The organism is Sphingomonas sp. Xoc002 (genome assembly GCF_050408055.1).
In the GTDB taxonomy this organism is placed as follows: Bacteria; Pseudomonadota; Alphaproteobacteria; order Sphingomonadales; family Sphingomonadaceae; genus Sphingomonas; species Sphingomonas yabuuchiae.
This window is the reverse complement of the sequence record NZ_CP191175.1, coordinates 3321550-3338646: the sequence shown is the minus strand read 5'-3', so window position 1 is coordinate 3338646 and position 17097 is coordinate 3321550. Positions and strand designations below refer to the sequence as shown.

Annotated in this window: 16 protein-coding genes; 14 read left to right on the top strand and 2 right to left on the bottom strand. The window is 67.4% G+C overall.

Features of this window, described 5'->3' with window-relative positions; translation table 11 throughout:
* Positions 1–5 precede the first annotated feature (5 nt).
* The 7 genes from ACQR50_RS15320 to ACQR50_RS15290 all read left to right on the top strand — a co-directional run bounded on the left by ACQR50_RS15320 (position 6) and on the right by ACQR50_RS15290 (position 7812).
* Entirely contained in the window at positions 6–803 is a 798-nt protein-coding gene (locus ACQR50_RS15320) for a DUF6630 family protein (protein ID WP_428968961.1), read from the top strand.
* A gap of 77 nt (positions 804–880) precedes the next feature.
* Positions 881–1834, top strand: a complete 954-nt coding sequence (locus tag ACQR50_RS15315) for a rhodanese-related sulfurtransferase (protein WP_428968960.1) — start codon at positions 881–883, stop codon at positions 1832–1834.
* 66 nt (positions 1835–1900) lie between these two features.
* A complete protein-coding gene (locus tag ACQR50_RS15310) occupies positions 1901–4393 on the top strand; it encodes a penicillin-binding protein 1A (RefSeq protein WP_428968959.1) in 2493 nt (830 codons plus the stop codon).
* Between the two features lie 66 nt (positions 4394–4459).
* A complete protein-coding gene (gene prfB, locus ACQR50_RS15305) occupies positions 4460–5587 on the top strand; it encodes a peptide chain release factor 2 (RefSeq protein WP_056436615.1) in 1128 nt (375 codons plus the stop codon).
* A 28-nt stretch (positions 5588–5615) separates the two neighbouring features.
* On the top strand, positions 5616–6350 hold the full coding sequence (locus ACQR50_RS15300; RefSeq protein ID WP_428968958.1) for a class I SAM-dependent methyltransferase: 735 nt from the start codon (positions 5616–5618) through the stop codon (positions 6348–6350).
* A gap of 278 nt (positions 6351–6628) precedes the next feature.
* Positions 6629–7075, top strand: a complete 447-nt coding sequence (locus ACQR50_RS15295) for a hypothetical protein (RefSeq protein WP_428968957.1) — start codon at positions 6629–6631, stop codon at positions 7073–7075.
* Positions 7072–7812: a TorF family putative porin gene (locus tag ACQR50_RS15290; RefSeq protein WP_428968956.1), complete on the top strand. Its 741-nt coding sequence runs from the start codon at positions 7072–7074 to the stop codon at positions 7810–7812. Before ACQR50_RS15295 ends, ACQR50_RS15290 begins: the two co-directional genes overlap by 4 nt.
* A 220-nt stretch (positions 7813–8032) precedes the next feature.
* On the opposite strand, the gene ACQR50_RS15285 is transcribed toward ACQR50_RS15290, so the two are convergent.
* Positions 8033–8425 carry a JAB domain-containing protein gene (locus ACQR50_RS15285; RefSeq protein ID WP_428968955.1) on the bottom strand — a complete coding sequence of 131 codons (393 nt, stop codon included), beginning with the start codon at positions 8423–8425 and terminating at the stop codon, positions 8033–8035.
* Positions 8426–8525: 100 nt separating this feature from the next.
* Here ACQR50_RS15285 and ACQR50_RS15280 point away from each other — a divergent pair, with 100 nt between their 5' ends.
* The 7 genes from ACQR50_RS15280 (at position 8526) to ACQR50_RS15250 (ending at position 15707) form a co-directional block, all read left to right on the top strand.
* Positions 8526–9320: a thymidylate synthase gene (locus tag ACQR50_RS15280; RefSeq protein WP_428968954.1), complete on the top strand. Its 795-nt coding sequence runs from the start codon at positions 8526–8528 to the stop codon at positions 9318–9320.
* Positions 9317–9784 (top strand): dihydrofolate reductase, encoded by a 468-nt coding sequence (locus tag ACQR50_RS15275; protein WP_428968953.1) that lies wholly within the window; start codon positions 9317–9319, stop codon positions 9782–9784. Before ACQR50_RS15280 ends, ACQR50_RS15275 begins: the two co-directional genes overlap by 4 nt.
* Positions 9785–9931: 147 nt before the next feature.
* Positions 9932–10963, top strand: a complete 1032-nt coding sequence (locus ACQR50_RS15270) for a GGDEF domain-containing protein (protein WP_428968952.1) — start codon at positions 9932–9934, stop codon at positions 10961–10963.
* 33 nt (positions 10964–10996) lie between these two features.
* Positions 10997–11935: a bifunctional riboflavin kinase/FAD synthetase gene (locus tag ACQR50_RS15265; protein ID WP_428968951.1), complete on the top strand. Its 939-nt coding sequence runs from the start codon at positions 10997–10999 to the stop codon at positions 11933–11935.
* A 35-nt stretch (positions 11936–11970) separates the two neighbouring features.
* Complete coding sequence (gene ileS / locus ACQR50_RS15260) at positions 11971–14802, top strand: isoleucine--tRNA ligase (RefSeq protein ID WP_428968950.1); 2832 nt, start codon at positions 11971–11973, stop codon at positions 14800–14802.
* The gene (lspA, locus tag ACQR50_RS15255) at positions 14795–15301 is read left to right on the top strand and encodes a signal peptidase II (RefSeq protein ID WP_428968949.1); all 507 of its coding nucleotides are present in this window, start codon (positions 14795–14797) and stop codon (positions 15299–15301) included. The genes ileS and lspA overlap by 8 nt, the downstream gene beginning before the upstream one ends.
* On the top strand, positions 15294–15707 hold the full coding sequence (locus tag ACQR50_RS15250; protein ID WP_042489683.1) for a DUF3035 domain-containing protein: 414 nt from the start codon (positions 15294–15296) through the stop codon (positions 15705–15707). Before lspA ends, ACQR50_RS15250 begins: the two co-directional genes overlap by 8 nt.
* Before the next feature lie 215 nt (positions 15708–15922).
* Here ACQR50_RS15250 and ACQR50_RS15245 read toward each other — a convergent pair whose 3' ends face one another.
* Positions 15923–17077: an energy transducer TonB gene (locus ACQR50_RS15245; protein WP_428968948.1), complete on the bottom strand. Its 1155-nt coding sequence runs from the start codon at positions 17075–17077 to the stop codon at positions 15923–15925.
* Positions 17078–17097: the final 20 nt, after the last annotated feature.

Below are 17097 nucleotides of genomic sequence, written 5' to 3'. Positions count from 1 at the left end.
TAAGGATGATCGACGGCAATTCTAAACTGGCGAAACGCTATGTGGGGCGCATCCAGACCCTTATCGGCCATTGCCCGGTCGGCAAATCGCTGAAGGTGCGCAACCAGGAGCGCTTCGTCCAATGTGCGCGCAGGGCCGATGGCGCGGAGCTCGACCTGAAGATGGGGCTACGTTCCGACGTGTCGGGCGCGGCGCTGCTCCATGCTCGGTTTCGCCTTCGCGTCTCGCCGGGCGGTGACACTCATATATCGCTGCACCATCTCGAAGGGCGGCGGGAAACCGAGACTCTGACCGGACGTCAGGAAAAATATCTGTCGGCACTGATGGCCTGGGCCGAGCAAGTCCTTCCCACGGCATCGCCGCAGACAACCGGCGCCAGAATAGCGCCATGGCAGCGGGCATTTGCGGACCTTTACCATTTCTTGTCCGGGGCCTCGGTGCAGGTCGCACGGCGGCGGCTGCGCGAGGGCTTCTTCGTAGATCAGGAGGACACGTCAGACGCGATGCGGATGGAGACCTTTCTCGACATGCTGCGCGAGGAGGGGTGGGTGGCGCTGGTCGACTGGCAGGAAGAAACCGTCGACGGCATCATCCTTCAACTCGCCGAACAAAGGCTCGCATCCCTTCGCCTGCGACCGGCAGGGCCGACGGACCGCGTCATGTTGGCGGCCGCGGGATATGCTGTCGTCCGGCTGGAGGATCGCAGCGACCAGGCAATTATTGCTTTGGCGGCGAACGACGAAGTCGCGAGCGTCGAACATCTGATGTCCGATCTCGCTCCGCATATGCGCGTTCACCGATAATGGAGTCATCGGAGCCGGCCTGTCGCAGAAAGCAGAGCATCTGGCCCCTTTCACCCGATCGGCGTAAAGGCGACCGGATGATCCGCGTCTGTGCCCTTTACCGTTTCGCCGCTTTCCCCGACCCCGCTGCGCTGCGTGCGCCGTTGCTCGCCGTGGCCGAAGCGAACGGGATTCGCGGGACGCTGCTGCTGGCGAGCGAGGGGATCAACGGCACGGTGGCGGGCAGCGCGCACGCGATCGAGGCGCTGCTCGCGCATATCCGGACGCTGCCGGGGTGTGCCGATGTCGACTATAAGGACTCGACCGCCGAGACGATGCCGTTCCACCGGATGAAGGTGCGGCTGAAGCGCGAGATCGTGTCGATGGGCGTGGAGGGGATCGACCCCACTCGCGAGGTCGGCACTTACGTCGCGGGCGAGGAGTGGAATGCGCTGATCGCCGATCCCGACACCCTGCTGATCGACACGCGCAACGATTACGAGGTCGCGATCGGCACGTTCGACGGCGCGGTCGATCCGGGGACGCGCAGCTTCCGCGACTTCCCCGGCTGGTTCCGCGAGCATCGCGACGAACTGATGGCGGGCAAGTCCAGGGTCGCGATGTTCTGCACCGGGGGCATACGCTGTGAAAAGGCGACCGCGTTCCTGAAGGCGGAGGGGGTGGCGGACGTCTTCCACCTCGACGGCGGCATCCTGAAATATCTGGAGACGATGCCTGAGGAGAAGAGCCGCTGGAACGGCGAATGCTTCGTCTTCGATGCGCGCGTCGCGGTCGGGCATGGGCTGGCGCAGGGATCGCACGGCTTGTGCCATGGCTGCCGGATGCCGGTCAGCCCGGAGGACCGCGCCTCGCCGCTCTATGTCGAGGGGGTGAGCTGTCCCGCCTGTCACGGCACGCGCGACGCGGAGCGGCTGGCGGCCTATGCCGAACGGCACCGTCAGGAAGCGCTGGCGGCGGCGCGGGGGCAGGCGCATGTCGGCGCGCGCTACCCGGCTGCCGAGGATGCGCGCGACGAACCGCAGCCTCTGTAACGCGCAACCGATCCGCAGGCGGGTGGCAAGCCGGGGCGAACCTGCTACACGAAGCCCCGCAAAGCCATGGCCGTCGAAACCTTCTCCCCCTCCGAACCCGCCGAACCGCCGCGTCGCCCGCTCTGGCGCCGCTGGTGGGTGCGGGTGCTCGCCGTCCTTGCGCTGCTCGCGGCGATCGGTGGCGGCGTATTCTGGTTCGTGTTCATCCGCGACCTGCCCTCGGTCGACGCGCTCAAGGCCTATGAGCCGCCGCTGCCGACCCATGTGCGCGGAATCGACGGCACCCCGATCCAGTCCTATGCGCGCGAGCGCCGGGTCGAGCTGTCCTACAATGAATATCCGCCGCTCCTCGTCCGTGCCTTCCTGGCGGCGGAGGACAAGAGCTTCTTCGAGCATGGCGGCGTCGACTATCCGGGTCTGGCGGGCGCGGTCATCGACTATGCCAAGAAATTCGGCAGCGGTCGGCGCGCGCGCGGCGGCTCGACCATCACCCAGCAGGTCGCCAAGAACCTGTTGATCGGCGACGCCTATTCGCCGACCCGCAAGATCAAGGAGGCGATCCTCGCCTATAAGATCGAGGACACGCTGACCAAGCCGCAGATCCTGGAGCTGTATCTCAACCAGATCGCGCTCGGCCGGAACGCCTTCGGCGTCGAGGCGGCGGCCCATGCCTATTTCGACAAGGAACTGGGTGAGCTGACGCTGGGGCAGATGGCCTATCTGGCGCTGTTGCCCAAGGGGCCGGCCAATTACGATCCCGTCCGCCACCCCGACCGCGCGCTGGAGCGCCGCGCCTATGTGCTGCGCGAGATGCTGTCGAACAACTTCATCACCCGTGCGCAATATGACGCGGCGATGGCCGAGCCGCTGGGCACCGTGCTGCGCCGCACGCCGAAGTATGCGCAGGTCGGCGGCTATTTCGTCGAGGAGGTCCGCCGCCAGCTGATCAAGCGCTATGGCGAGAAGGCGGAGAGCGGACCGAACAGCGTCTATGACGGCGGCCTCTGGGTGCGCACCTCGCTGGATACCCGGTTGCAGGATCTGGCGGCCGAAGCGTTGCGCGACGGCCTGATCCGGTTCGAGGGCGGGCGCGGCTGGTCGGGTCCGATCCGGCATGAGGATATCGAGGACGGCAACTGGCAACAGGTGCTGCTGAACACCAATATCGGCCTCGACTATCGCGACTGGCGCGCCGGGATCGTCACCGCCAAGACCTCGGGCGAGGCGACGATCGGTTTCGCCAATGGCCGCACCGGCACCTTGCCCCGCAGCTTCGCGCAGATGCCGCGCCGGGGCACGGCGGCGACCGCGTTCAGCGCGTTGAAGGTCGGCGACATCATCGCCGTGTCGCCGGCGGGCGAGCAGTTCCAGCTGCGCTCCATCCCGCGCATCTCGGGCGGCTTCGTCGTCGAGGAGCCCGCGACCGGCCGTGTGCTCGCGATGCAGGGCGGCTTCGACGCCCGGCTCCAGGCGTTCAACCGCGCCACCCAGGCCGAGCGTCAGCCGGGCTCGACGATCAAGCCGATCGTCTATTCCGCCGCGCTGAACAGCGGCATGACGCCCGCCTCGATCATCGTCGACGGTCCGTTCTGCGTCGATCAGGGGGCCGGGCTGGGGACGAAGTGTTTCCGCAACTTCGGCAATTCGGCGGGCGCCGGGCCGCACACGATGCGCTGGGGCATCGAGCAGTCGCGCAACCTGATGACCGTGCGGACCGCCTCGACCGTCGGCATGAAGAATGTCGTGGCGACGATCAAGCAGATGGGGATCGGCGATTTCCCGCCCTATCTCGCCTATGCGCTGGGCGCGGGCGAGACGACGGTGGGGCAGATGGTCAACGCCTATGCGATCCTGGCCAATAACGGGCGCGGCGGCGATCCCTCGCTGATCGACTTCGCGCAGGACCGGCACGGCAAGGTGATCTGGCCGGAAAACTGGCGCGCCTGCGACCGCTGCAACGCCGCCGATTATGACGGCAAGCCGATGCCGCGCCCGGTCTCGCGTCAGCGCCAGGTGCTCGACGCGATGACCGCCTATCAGATGGTCCACATCACCGAGGGCGTGATCCAGCGCGGCACGGCCACCGGCCTGCGCGACCTGAACCGCCCGATGTTCGGTAAGACCGGCACCAATAACGGCCCGACCGATGTGTGGTTCGTCGGCGGCACGCCGCAGTTCGTCGGGGGCCTCTATATCGGCTATGACACGCCGCGTTCGCTGGGCGGCTATGCGCAGGGCGGGACCATCGCGGTGCCGATCTTCCGTCAGTTCGCCGAAAAGGCCTATGAGGGGCTCGAGAAGCTGCCCTTCCGCGCCGCGCCCGGCATTCGCATGGTCCGCATTGACCGTGCGAGCGGGCGGCCGGTCTATGGCACCTTCCCGACCGGCGACGATCCCAAGCCCGCCGTGATCTGGGAAGCGTTCAAGCCGGAGAGCGAGCCGCGCCGCCGCGCGCGCCGTGCCGCTGCCGCCGAGGCGCCCGCGACGCCGACCGGCCCGACCAGGCCCGCGCCCCCGCGGGACAGCGATTTCTTGCAAAGAGAAGGCGGAATCTACTAGCCCGCTTCCCATATTCGTTTTGCCGTCCCCGTTCGGGCGGCCGTACGACCGATTCGGAGAATTTTCATGCGCGCTGAAGCGCAGGCTCATGTCGACAAGATCAAGGACGCCCTGGAGCTGCTGCGCCGCTTCCTCGACTGGGACCGCGCATTGCGCCGCCTGGACGAGCTGAACGCGCGCGTCGAGGACCAGGCCCTGTGGAACGACCCCAAGCAGGCGCAGGAGGTGATGCGCGAGCGTCGCCGCCTGGACGAGGCCATTACCGCCACCCGCGCGATCGAGAACGAGCTGTCGGGCACGGTCGAGCTGATCGAGCTGGCCGAGATGGAGGGCGACGAGGACCTCGAGAAGGAAGCCGTCGCCAGCCTGGGCGAACTCGCCAAGAAGGCCGAGGCCGACAAGATCAAGGCGCTGCTGGCCGGTGAAGCCGATGCCAATGACAGCTATATCGAGATCAACGCGGGCGCGGGCGGCACCGAGAGCCAGGACTGGGCCGGGATGCTTCAGCGCATGTACACGCGCTGGGCTGAACGCCATGGCATGAAGGTCGAGCTGATCGACTATCATGCGGGCGAACAGGCCGGGATCAAGTCGGCGACCCTGCTGGTCAAGGGCGAGAATGCCTATGGCTATGCCAAGGTCGAATCGGGCGTGCACCGGCTGGTGCGGATCAGCCCGTATGATTCGGCCGCGCGTCGCCACACCAGCTTTTCGAGCGTCTGGGTCTATCCGGTGATCGACGACAATATCGAGGTCGAGATCAACGAGAGCGAGCTGCGCATCGACACCTACCGCGCATCGGGCGCGGGCGGTCAGCACATCAACACCACCGACTCGGCGGTGCGCATCACCCACTTGCCGACCGGCATCGTGGTGCAGTGCCAGAACCAGCGTTCGCAGCACAAGAACAAGGCCGAGGCCTATAACCAGCTTCGCGCCCGCCTGTACGAGCGTGAACTGGCCGAGCGCGAAGCCGTGGCCAATGCCGAGAATGCCACCAAGACCGATATCGGCTGGGGTCACCAGATCCGGTCCTATGTGCTCCAGCCCTATCAGCTGGTGAAGGACCTGCGCACCGGCACCACCTCGACCGCGCCTGGCGACGTGCTCGACGGCGATCTCGATGCCTTCATGGCGGCGGCCCTGTCGCAGCGCGTGACCGGCGAGGCGGTCGCGGTGGAGGATGTCGACTAAGATGCGTGTCCGGGGGGCGGGGCCCTTGATGGCGGCGGCGGCCCTCGTCATCGCGCTGGGGGGCGTGGTGGCGGCGTGCGACGGCTCGAAGCCGCTGATCCAGCAGCGCGATGACGGGGACGACGACAAGGTCGGCCCGTTCCCGGCGGCGGACCGGCCGGTCGCCGACGTCGTTTCGTCGCGCTGGTCGAGCGAGGATGCGCGCGACCGCCTGCGCGAGGCGGATCAGGTCATGGACCGGGCGAAAATCCGCCCCGGCATGACGGTGGCCGATATCGGCGCGGGCGAGGGCTATTACACCGTCCGCCTGGCGCAGCGCGTCGGCAAGACCGGCCGCGTCCTGGCCGAGGACATCGTCGCCGCGTGGCGCGACCGGCTTGCCGAGCGTGTCTCGCGCGAGCGGCTGGACAATGTCAGCGTCCGGCTGGGCGAGCCCGCCGACCCCAAGCTGCCGCCCACCAGCTTCGACCGCGTTCTCATGGTCCATATGTATCACGAGATCGAGCAGCCCTATGAGTTCCTCTGGCGGCTGTTCCCCGCGCTGAAGTCCGACGGGCTGGTCGTGGTGGTCGATGCCGATCGCCGGACCAAGGCGCATGGCACACCGCCCGCGCTGCTGAAATGCGAATTCGAGGCGGTCGGCTTCACCCAGGTGTCGATCGAGAACATGCCCTCGGCAGGCGGCTATCTGGCGACCTTCCGCGCAACCGGCCCGCGTCCCGATCCCAAGGCGATCCGTCCCTGCCGGATGAAGGATAACTAAGGCGGTCCTGTTCCCCATTCCTCCCCTGCAAGGGGAGGGGGACCATGCGCAGCATGGTGGAGGGGTGTCACCCTATCGAGAGCGGGACACCCCTCCGTCAGGCCTGACGGCCTGCCACCTCCCCTTGCAGGGGAGGAATAGACCTGTTGATCAGTCACCGTCGCCACGACAAAATTGGAACATGACAGCTTTGTCATGTATTGATCCCGTATCGGCCCCGCCTGGTGCCGATAGACCACCGGCCAGCATAAGCCGGGGTCCCGCAGAAGGAGATGATGATGAACATGCTTTTGATCGCCGGGCTCGCGCTCGGCGGTGTTGTAGCCTCCGACGGGGCGCTCGAACACCGTGTCCAGCTCGACCATCATACGGGGCCGGTCGCGGTCCGCTACAGCGCCGATGTCGGCGTGACCCATAAGCAGATCGGCGCGGTGACGACCGGCGGCCGTCCCTCGACGCTGCGGTGCCTGTGGAGCGCCAATGTCACGGTCCATCGCGAAGCGCGTGGGCCCGGCGGCACGGCGCTGATGCGCAGCGCGGCGCAGGATCGCGTGATCAAGGGTAGCCGCCCCGGCTGGTGCAGCACCAACCGCAACGCCATCGCGCAGGAAGTGGCCCGGCGTCACGACGCGGTGCGCGACCGCCTTCAGGCCGTGGCGCAGGAAGACCATGGCCTGTTGCGCGCCGAGATGGATCGCCTCCATGCCGAGACGCGCGCCGGATGAGCTTGCGTATCATTGCTTTGGGTGTCGTGTTGGGCACCGCCATCGCCTCGCCGCTCCTCGCGCAGGAGCGGCCTTCGATCGGCGTCGAGGTGAACAGCGACGAGAATCGCCGCGGTCTGAGCTGGAGCGGGGGGCGGGTATCGCCCTCCGCCGATATCTTCGCGACCAGCGGACCGTTCGAGGCGAGCGGCCGGATCGTGGCGCTTCGTGAATCGGCGCGGCATGGCGGCGCGGGGGTGGCCGGCGACCTCAGCCTCGGTGCCTCCACCCTGCTGGGCCCGGTGACGGTGCGCGGCCGCGTGACCGGCCATCTGTTCGGTGGGGCGGGCTTCAACGCCGATTATGTCGAACTAGGCGGCTCGGCGGCCTATACGCTGGGTCCGGTGCAGGTCGATGCGGGCGCGGACTATGCACCGTCGCAAAGCGCGATCGGCGGCGACAATCTCTATCTTCATGCCGGAGCCCAGGCGGGCATACCGGGCACGCCCTGGACGTTGCTGGCCGGGCTCGGGCATTCTTCCGGCAAGACCGACGATCCGTTCCGCGCGGCGCGGCTTCGTCCCGGTGGCGACTATACCGACTGGCGGGTCGGGGTGGAGCATGTTGCCGGGCCGGTGACTCTGGGTCTGGACTATGTCGGCACCGACGTGTCGGAGCAGGCGGCCTCCGCCTTTCCGCTGGCCGATGCGCGGCATTCGGGCGACCGGATCGTCGGGCGGGTGCGCTTCGGGTTCTGAGGCGCGCTCGTAGCTGGCCACAAACTCTCCCCTCCCGCAGGCGGGAGGGGATGGGGGAGGGCTTCTCCCCACGCGATGTCGCCCGTGGCCTATACTCTGATGACCTGAAATGAATCTACCCTCCCCTTCAGGGGAGGGGCCGGGGGTGGGGCCCATCCGCAAGCGCGGCGTTCGTGGAGAGGCCCCACCCCAACCCCTCCCCTGAAGGGGAGGGGCTTTGTCAAAGCACTCCTTGCTCCCGCAGGCTGACGACCGCGCGCCCGCCCAGGATCAGATGGTCGAGCAGCATCACGTCCAGCGCCGCGAGCCCTTGCGCCAGCCGCCGGGTCAATGACAGGTCGGCGGCGCTGGGTCGGGTATCCCCATCGGGGTGGTTGTGCGCGATCAGCACGGCACTCGCCCCCATCAGGATCGCATCGCGGGCGATCCGGGCAATCGGAACCGTGACCGAATCAGGGCGGCCTGAGATATGGCGCAAGCCCAACAGCATCCGTTCCGAACCCAGATAGGCGATCCCCATCGCCTCCTTGTCCCCACGATCCAGCCCGCCCAGCAAGCCCAGCGCGTCACGACGCGTGGCGATGCGGAGGGGAGGGCGGGGCAAGCGGTACACGACCAGCCCTGCCGTGTGGTGCGACGGAATGCACGTTCGGCTCTGTCCGTTTCCGACGCGGCTGCTTGGCTCCGGCGGCGCACGGCGCTAGGCCCGGATCATGCGGCAATATCTCGATCTCATGGACCGGGTCCTGACCCAGGGCGTGCAGCAGATGGACCGGACCGGCACCGGCACGCTGTCGGTCTTCGGCCACCAGATGCGGTTCGACCTGGCCCGGGGTTTTCCGGCCCTGACCACCAAGAAACTCCACCTGCGCTCGATCATCGTCGAGCTTTTGTGGTTCCTGCGCGGCGACACCAATGTCCGCTGGCTTCAGGATCGCCGGGTGAGCATCTGGGACGAATGGGCCGACGCGCAGGGCGATCTCGGCCCCGTCTATGGCAAGCAGTGGCGCGACTGGGCGACGGCGGACGGCCGCCATATCGACCAGATCGCCGAGTTGGTGGAGCAGATCCGCACCCAGCCCGCCTCGCGCCGCCAGATCGTGTCCGCCTGGAACCCCGGCGATCTGCACGCCATGGCGCTGGCCCCCTGCCACTGCCTGTTCCAGACCCATGTCGCGAACGGCCGTCTGTCGCTGCAACTCTATCAGCGGTCGGCCGACATCTTCCTGGGCGTGCCGTTCAACATCGCCTCCTATGCGCTGCTGACCCATATGCTGGCGCAGCAATGCGATCTGGAGGTCGGCGAGTTCATCTGGACCGGCGGCGACTGCCACCTGTACCTGAACCATCTGGAGCAGGCCAAGACCCAGCTGGGTCGCGAGCCGGGCGCGCTGCCGCGCCTGGAAATCCTGCGCCGCCCGGATGCCATCGACGGTTACGAGCCCGAGGATTTCGTGCTGCACGACTATGTCGCGCAACCCCATATCAAGGCGCCGGTCGCGATATGATCACACTGGTCCTCGCCCGCGCGCGCAACGGGGTGATCGGGCGCGACGGCGGCCTGCCCTGGCACCTGCCCGCCGATCTCAAGCGGTTCAAGGCGCTGACCATGGGCAAGCCGATGATCATGGGCCGCAAGACCTTCAACAGCTTTCCCGCCCCGCTGCCGGGGCGGCGGCACATCGTCCTGACCCGCGACCGCGCCTGGAGCGCGCCGGGTGCCGAGGTGGCGCACGACGTTGCGGGCGCGCTTGCACTGGCGGGCGAGGGGCCGGTGGCGGTGATCGGGGGGGCGGAAATCTTCGACCTGTTCCGCGACATCGCCGACCGGGTGGAATTGACCGAGGTCAATATCGACGCGGAGGGGGATGTCGTCGTCGCCGCGTTTTCCAATTGGCACGAAGTCGAGCGGCAGGATCATCCCGCTTCGGATGATCGCCCATCCTATTCTTTTGTGACACTGGAGCGATGACAGAAGGGTGCATTCTTCACTGAAGCTTGCCATTTTGCGAAAAATATTTCGGCCCGTCTTCATTTGTTGATCCGACATACCTAAACTCATTCTCGGATAGAGAATTGCGGCATTCACCGCATTCGTCCTGGCAGCGGGCAGTGTCGGATGATCATCGACGGGGGGAATGCGCAGGGGCGTCGGGCGGGCAGTGATCCGGTCGGCATCCTGGACGCCAGTCACGAGGCGGTCGCGTTCCTCGATCGGCATCGACTGGACCGGACCACCACCAGCTACGCGCTGGCGTTGCAGGCGGTCCTTCACCCCTATGGCCCACTGGGCGGTGAGGTCGCGCGGCGGACCGATGGCGGTATCCGCCTGACCGAAGACGATGTCCGCGAACTGATGCCGCTGGTCCGCGAGCATGAGGTCACCGATCTCGGGCTCGGCCGGATCCAGATGGAGCGGGACCTGGGCGAACAGGCCGAGACGCTGGAGGCGCTGACCTCTGACGCCAGGGCGATCACCGGCGATTTCTCGCATCAGGTCGCGGCGCTCTCCCATGCACACCGCAGCAACGATGTCGGCCCCGACACTCGCGCCATCGCCACGCTGCTCGAACAGTTAATCGCCCGCATTTCCAAGACCGAACGCGATCTGGAGGAGCTGGCGGGCAATATTGCGGGCCTGCGCTCCCGGATGGAGCCCGGCGAGACCGACGATCGGATTGACCAGTTGACCGGCGTCACCAGCCGGACCGGTGCGCAGGCGATGGTCGAGCGGCTGGCCAACGAGCCGCATGGATATGTGCTGGCAGCGTGCAGCCTGGACGATCTGGAGGGGATCAACGAGCGTTACGGGCGTTCGGTCGCCGACAACGTGCTGCGCGCGTTCGTCGCCACGCTGCGTCAGTCATGCGAGGGGACGGAGATCATCCGCTGGCAGGGCAATCTGTTCCTGATCGTGCTGCGCGGGCGCCCTTTGTCCACGCTGGCGGGCATGATGGAGGATGCGCGCGTCGCCATGCGCGAACGGACGCTGCGCCTGCGCGGATCGGGGGAGCCGATCGGCGCGGTCACCATGTCGGGCGGCGTCGCGGTCGGTGTCGGCGTGCCGTTGGAGGATGTGCTGACGCGCGCCGACATGCTGCGCGATCTGGCGAGCGGGGGCCTCGGCAATCGCATCCTGTCGCGCGCCTAGCCAATTCGGCGCGGCCTGTTATAGCGCGCGGTCATGCAGCGAGTTGACGGCGCGGGGCCCATCCCGGCGCATCTGGCGGGCGGAATCGTCGCGCTGGGCAATTTCGACGGGTTCCATCTGGGGCATCAGGCGGTGGTCGGTGCCGCCGTCGCCCGTGCGCGCGCCGAAGGGCGGCCCGCGCTGGTCGCCACCTTCGACCCGCATCCGATCCGTTACTTCAAGCCCGACGCCGCGCCCTTCCGCCTGACCACGCTCGACCAGCGCGAGCGGCTGTTCGCGGCGGCGGGCGTGGATGCGATGGTGGTGTTCGGTTTCGACACCGACCTCGCGGCGCTGTCGGCGGAGGATTTCGTGCGAGCGCGCCTGCTGGGCGCCTTGCGGGTCGGTGGCGTGGTGACGGGCGAGGACTTCACCTTCGGCCGCGCGCGCAGCGGCGATGTGACGTCCCTGCGCGCCTGGGGTCGGACGCAGGGCTTTTCGACCGATGCGGTGGCGCCGGTGATGCTGGACGGCGAGACGATCTCGTCCAGCCGGATTCGCGCCGCGCTGACGGCGGGCGATCCCGAGACGGCGGCGCGGTTGCTGACCCGACCCTATACCATCCAGGGCGTGGTGCAGCATGGCGACAAGCTGGGCCGCACCATCGGCTATCCGACCGCCAATCTCGACATGGGCGAATATCTGCGCCCGGCTTACGGCATCTATGCGGTGCGCGGGCGGCTCGACGACGGCCGGGTGCTGGACGGTGCCGCCAATCTGGGCATCCGCCCCCAGTTCGATCCGCCCAAGGAATTGCTGGAGCCGCATTTCTTCGACTTTAGCGGCGACCTGTACGGGCAGCGCCTGTCGGTCGAGCTGATCGACTATCTGCGGCCCGAGGCGAAGTTCGATTCGCTGGGTGCGCTGGTCACGCAGATGGATGCCGACTGCATCCGTGCGCGCGAAATACTGTCGTCGCATAATCCGGCATGACGTGTTAACCTAAAGTCGTTAAGGGCGTGTCCCCTATGAGCGACGCGCCCGATTACCGCGACACCGTCTTCCTGCCGAAGACCGATTTCCCCATGAAGGCGGGCCTTGCCGCCAAGGAACCGGCGATCCTGGATCGCTGGGCCAAGATGGGGCTGTACGACCGCCTGCGCCGTGAGCGTGGCGGGCGCGAGCGGTTCATCCTGCATGACGGCCCGCCTTATGCGAATGGCGACATCCACATGGGCCACGCGCTCAACAAGGTGCTGAAGGACATCATCGTCCGCTCGCAGACCCTGATGGGCAAGGACGCGCCCTATGTCCCGGGCTGGGACTGCCACGGCCTGCCGATCGAGTGGAAGGTCGAGGAGGCGTATCGCGCCAAGAAGCTGAACAAGGACGAGGTGCCCGTGGCGCAGTTCCGCGCCGAGTGCCGCGCCTATGCCGACACCTGGGTCGGCATGCAAAAGGCGCAGTTCGAGCGGCTGGGCGTGATGGGCGACTGGGCCAATCCGTACCTGACCATGACCTATGACGCCGAGGCGGTGATCGCGGGCGAGCTGCTGAAGTTCGCCGAATCGGGCCAGCTCTATCGCGGCGCCAAGCCGGTCATGTGGTCGCCGGTCGAAAAGACCGCGCTGGCCGAGGCCGAGGTCGAATATGAGGACATCGTCTCGACCCAGATCGATGTCGGGTTCGAGGTCGCATCCTGCCCCGAATATCCCGATCTGGTCGGCGCGCTGGCGGTCATCTGGACCACCACCCCCTGGACGATCCCGGTCAACCAGGCGCTGAGCTATGGCGAGGCGATCGACTATCTGCACTTCGAGTGCGACGGCCGCCGCTATCTCGTCGCCGAGCCGCTGCTGCCCGCCTTCACCAAGCGCACCGGTATTTCGATGAAGGGCTTCCTGGCGCTGGCCAAGGGGCCGGTGCTGGAGGGCGCGACCGCGCTCCATCCGATGCACAAGCTGGGTGGTTTCTTTGCCAAGCCCCGTCCGTTCCTGGCGGGCGAGTTCGTCACCACCGATGCCGGTACCGGTCTGGTCCATATGGCCCCCGACCACGGCGAGGACGACTTCCTGCTGTGCAAGGCGAACGGCATCGACCCGGTCTTCGCGGTGCAGGGCGACGGTACCTATCGCCCCGACTGGGCGTGGCTGGGCGGCCAGGGCAGCGTCATCAACAAGAAGTTCGTGTCCGCCGACGGCCCGATCTGTTCGGACCTGCGCGAGGTCGGCGCGCTGCTGTCCGCCTCGGACGATTTCCAGCACAGCTATCCGCATAGCTGGCGGTCCAAGGCGAAGGTCATCTTCCGCGCCACGCCGCAATGGTTCATCCCGATGGATCGCGCCGACACCACGCTGCTCCCCGATCTGGCGATGGCCAATGTCGACCCGATCTCGGGCGTGACGCCGCTGCTCACCGTGCCGCTGGGCAATGGCGCGACGCTGCGCCAGACCGCGCTCGACGCGATCGAGCGCACCCGCTGGGTGCCCGAGCGCAGCCGCAACCGCATCCGTTCGATGGTCGAAGGGCGTCCCGACTGGGTCATCAGCCGCCAGCGCGCCTGGGGCGTGCCGATCGCGCTCTATGTGAACCGCCAGACCGGCGAGTATCTCGCCGACAAGGCGGTCAACGCCCGCATTCTCGACGCCTTCCGCGCAGGCGGGGCGGATGCGTGGTTCACCGCCGATCACCAGGCGCTGCTGGGTGCGGACTACAACCTCGCCGATTACGAGCCGGTCAACGACATTCTGGACGTGTGGTTCGACTCCGGCTCGACCCATGCCTTCGTGATCGAGGCGCGCTATGGCGAGGGTACCCGCGCGAACCTGTATCTCGAAGGGTCGGACCAGCATCGCGGCTGGTTCCAGTCGTCGCTGCTCGAGTCGTGCGGCACGCGCGGTCGCGCGCCTTACGACGCGGTGCTGACCCACGGCTTCGCGCTCGACGGGCAGGGGCGCAAGATGTCCAAGTCGCTGGGCAATGTCGTCGATCCGCTGAAGATCATCGGCGAGTCGGGGGCCGACATCCTGCGCATCTGGACCGCCTCGACCGATTATTTCGAGGATGTCCGCATCGGCAAGGAGGTGCTCGCCACCGCCTCGGACAGCTATCGCAAGCTGCGCAACACCTTCCGCTATATGCTGGGCGCGCTCGACGGGTTCAGCGAGGAGGAGCGCATCTCGTTCGATGCGATGCCCGAGCTGGAGCGTTATGTCCTGGCGCGTCTGACCGCGCTCGACACCGAGCTGCGCCGCGCGGCCGAGGCTTTCGAGTTCAACCGCTATCTGCGCGCGCTGACCGATTTCGCGAATGAGGACCTGTCGGCCTTCTTCTTCGATATCCGCAAGGACTCGCTCTATTGCGACGCGGCGACCGATCCGAAGCGTCGCAGCTATCGCACCGTGCTCGACATCCTGTTCCATGCGCTGGTTCGTTATGCCGCGCCGATCCTGTGCTTCACGGCCGAGGAAGTGTGGCAGTCGCGCTTCCCGTCGGAGGATGGCTCGGTCCATCTGCTCGAATGGCCGGAGCTGCCGCAGCTGGGCGAGGACGAGGCGCTGATGGCGCGCTGGACCGAGATTCGCGGGCTTCGCGCGCAGGTGACCGAGGCGATCGAGCCGCTGCGCCGCGAAAAGACCGTGCGTTCGTCCAACGAGGCGGAGGTGACGGTCCCGTCGCTGCCGCTGGAGCCGCACGCGCTGGCCGAGGCGTTCATCGTCGCCGATGTCAGCCTGGCCGAGACCGTCGGCGTGACCCGTACCGAGAAGCACAAATGTGGTCGCTGCTGGCGCCACCTGCCCGATGTTTCGGCGGACGGCGAACTGTGCGGCCGTTGTGCCGAGGTGGTCGCGCATGGCTGATCTGCTCAAGCGTGGACTGGTGACGGCGCTGGCGCTGTTCCTGGTCGATCAGATCATCAAATGGGCGGTGACCGGGCCGATGGCCCTTCGGTCGCTCGGTGACGTTCGTGAGATCATGCCGATCTTCAACCTGCGTTTCGTGCCCAATTACGGCATTTCGCTGGGCCTGCTGACCGCCGACAGCAACGCGTCGCGCTGGGCGTTGGTGGCGATGACCGGGGCGATCGCGCTGGCGGTCGGTTTCTGGATGACGCGTGAGCGCAATGCGGTCGACCAGGTCGCACTCGGCTGTGTGCTGGGCGGCGCGCTGGGCAATATCCTCGACCGGGTGCGCTTCGGCTATGTCGTCGACTTCGCCGATCTGCACTTCGGCGAGTGGCGTCCCTTTTTGGTCTTCAATGTCGCCGATGCAGCGATTACGATAGGCGTTCTGGTTTTGCTGGCCCGCGCGCTTCTCGTGCGCGACCGGCCCGCTCCCGTGGAGAAGAGCAATGCGTAAGTTGGTGCCCGTCATCGCAGGTCTGTCCTGCGCCGCGTTGCTGACGGGATGTGGGGCCGGTCGTGGCCTGGACCGGGCGCGCCCCGACGAATTCGCCGTCGCGCGCCAGCCCTCGCTGGTGATCCCGCCCGACTTCGCGCTGGTCCCGCCGCAGCCGGGCGCCGCCCCCGTCCAGACCCGCAGCGGCCAGCAGCAGACGCTGGACGCGCTGTTCGGCGGTCAGGCGGCACGCAGCCAGTCGGAATATGGCCTGGTGCAGAATGCCGGGGCCGATAGCGCCGATGCGGGCATCCGCTCGTCGGTCGGCGATCCCGGCACCAACGTCGTCGACAAGGGCGCGACGACCCGCGACATCGTCGCCGCCCCCGAAGGCGACGGCCAGGACGCACGCGCCGCCACCAAGTGACGCCGCACGAACGTTAGGAAAAGGGCCGGGGGCGGATCGCCTGTCCGGCCCTTTTTCGTTGGGGCCGCCCAATTCCTCCCCTGCAAGGGGAGGGGGACCATGCGGAGCATGGTGGAGGGGTGTCACCGATCGAGAAGTAGGACGCCCTCGCAAAGTGGGACACCCCTCCGTCAGGCCTTCGGCCTGCCACCTCCCCTGCCAGGGGAGGAAGAGATTCAGGACCCCGGCACTGGCGCGCCGCCTTCGCCGCCCGCGTTTGGCGCGGGCTCCGGGGCGATCTTGAAGCGCACCCGGTCGACACAGCCGGTATAGCCCTGCGGGCTGCTCGGCAGCTTGGCGTCGCGGATCATGCCCAGCGCCTGCGTCCCGAACTCGTCGGAGGGTTGGGCCGCGATGACCCTCAGATTGCCCGTCTGGCCCCAGGGCGCGACGTCATAACTGATGACCGCCCAGCCCTCGATCGAGCGGCGGCGATAGGGTTCGGGAAAGCGAAGCCGCGGCGGCACGGCCCAGCCATGCTCGTCGGGGCAGTTGCCCGCGAGCTTGGTGGCGCGGATCGCCTCGGGCATGTCGGGGGCGGGCAGCTTGGCTGCGCCGCGCCAATAGGGATAGAGGCAGCCGGTCTTCGCCCCCTTGGTAAAGCGCGACTCGCGGATCGCCTTCAGCGCGGCGCTATCCAGCGCCCGGTTGCCGGTGCCCGCCAGCAGCGCCGCGCCACGCGTCCGTCCGCCCGCATCAAGGTCATAGCGGATCATCGACCAGTCCTGCACGCCGGGCGTGGCGGCGATGGTCGCGAAGTCGGGGAAGTGCCGTTCGAGCGGCTGGGGCTGGGGGTTGGTCAGGCAATCGCCAGCCGCCTCGCGAATCCGTTGCCATCCTTCGTCCGGCAGCGGCCCCGATATCGGGTGAACCGTATAGGCCATCAGTTCCTGCGCATCCGCCGCGGTCAGGGCGCTGCCGCGCATCACATAGGTGACGGAGCAATCCTGTTGCGGCGACCGGGCGGCAAAACGGCTGGCGGCCAGCGCGGGTGCGATATCCTCGGACTGTGGCACATAGGCCGTCGTCTCACGGGTCAGCGAGATCGGACGCCCGTTCGGGTCGATCGCGAAGCGGATGGTCACGGCGCGCTGCGTCTCGTTGCCGCTCCAACCCAGCTGGTTCCAGGGCCGCCGAATCGGCTGGCCCGTCACCGCCACGCCGTTGCAGCGTATCTCGCCCGGCATCCACTGAATCAACACCCGACCGGAGCCACCGGGCTTGACCGGCGCAATGGGGAGCGCGTTCTGGAGCGACCAGGCCGCTGCGGACGGTACGACGAGCGCGGACAACAGACCAAAGGACAGGGCAGCGTGGCGGAACCGGATCATCGAACGCACTCCACGACGAG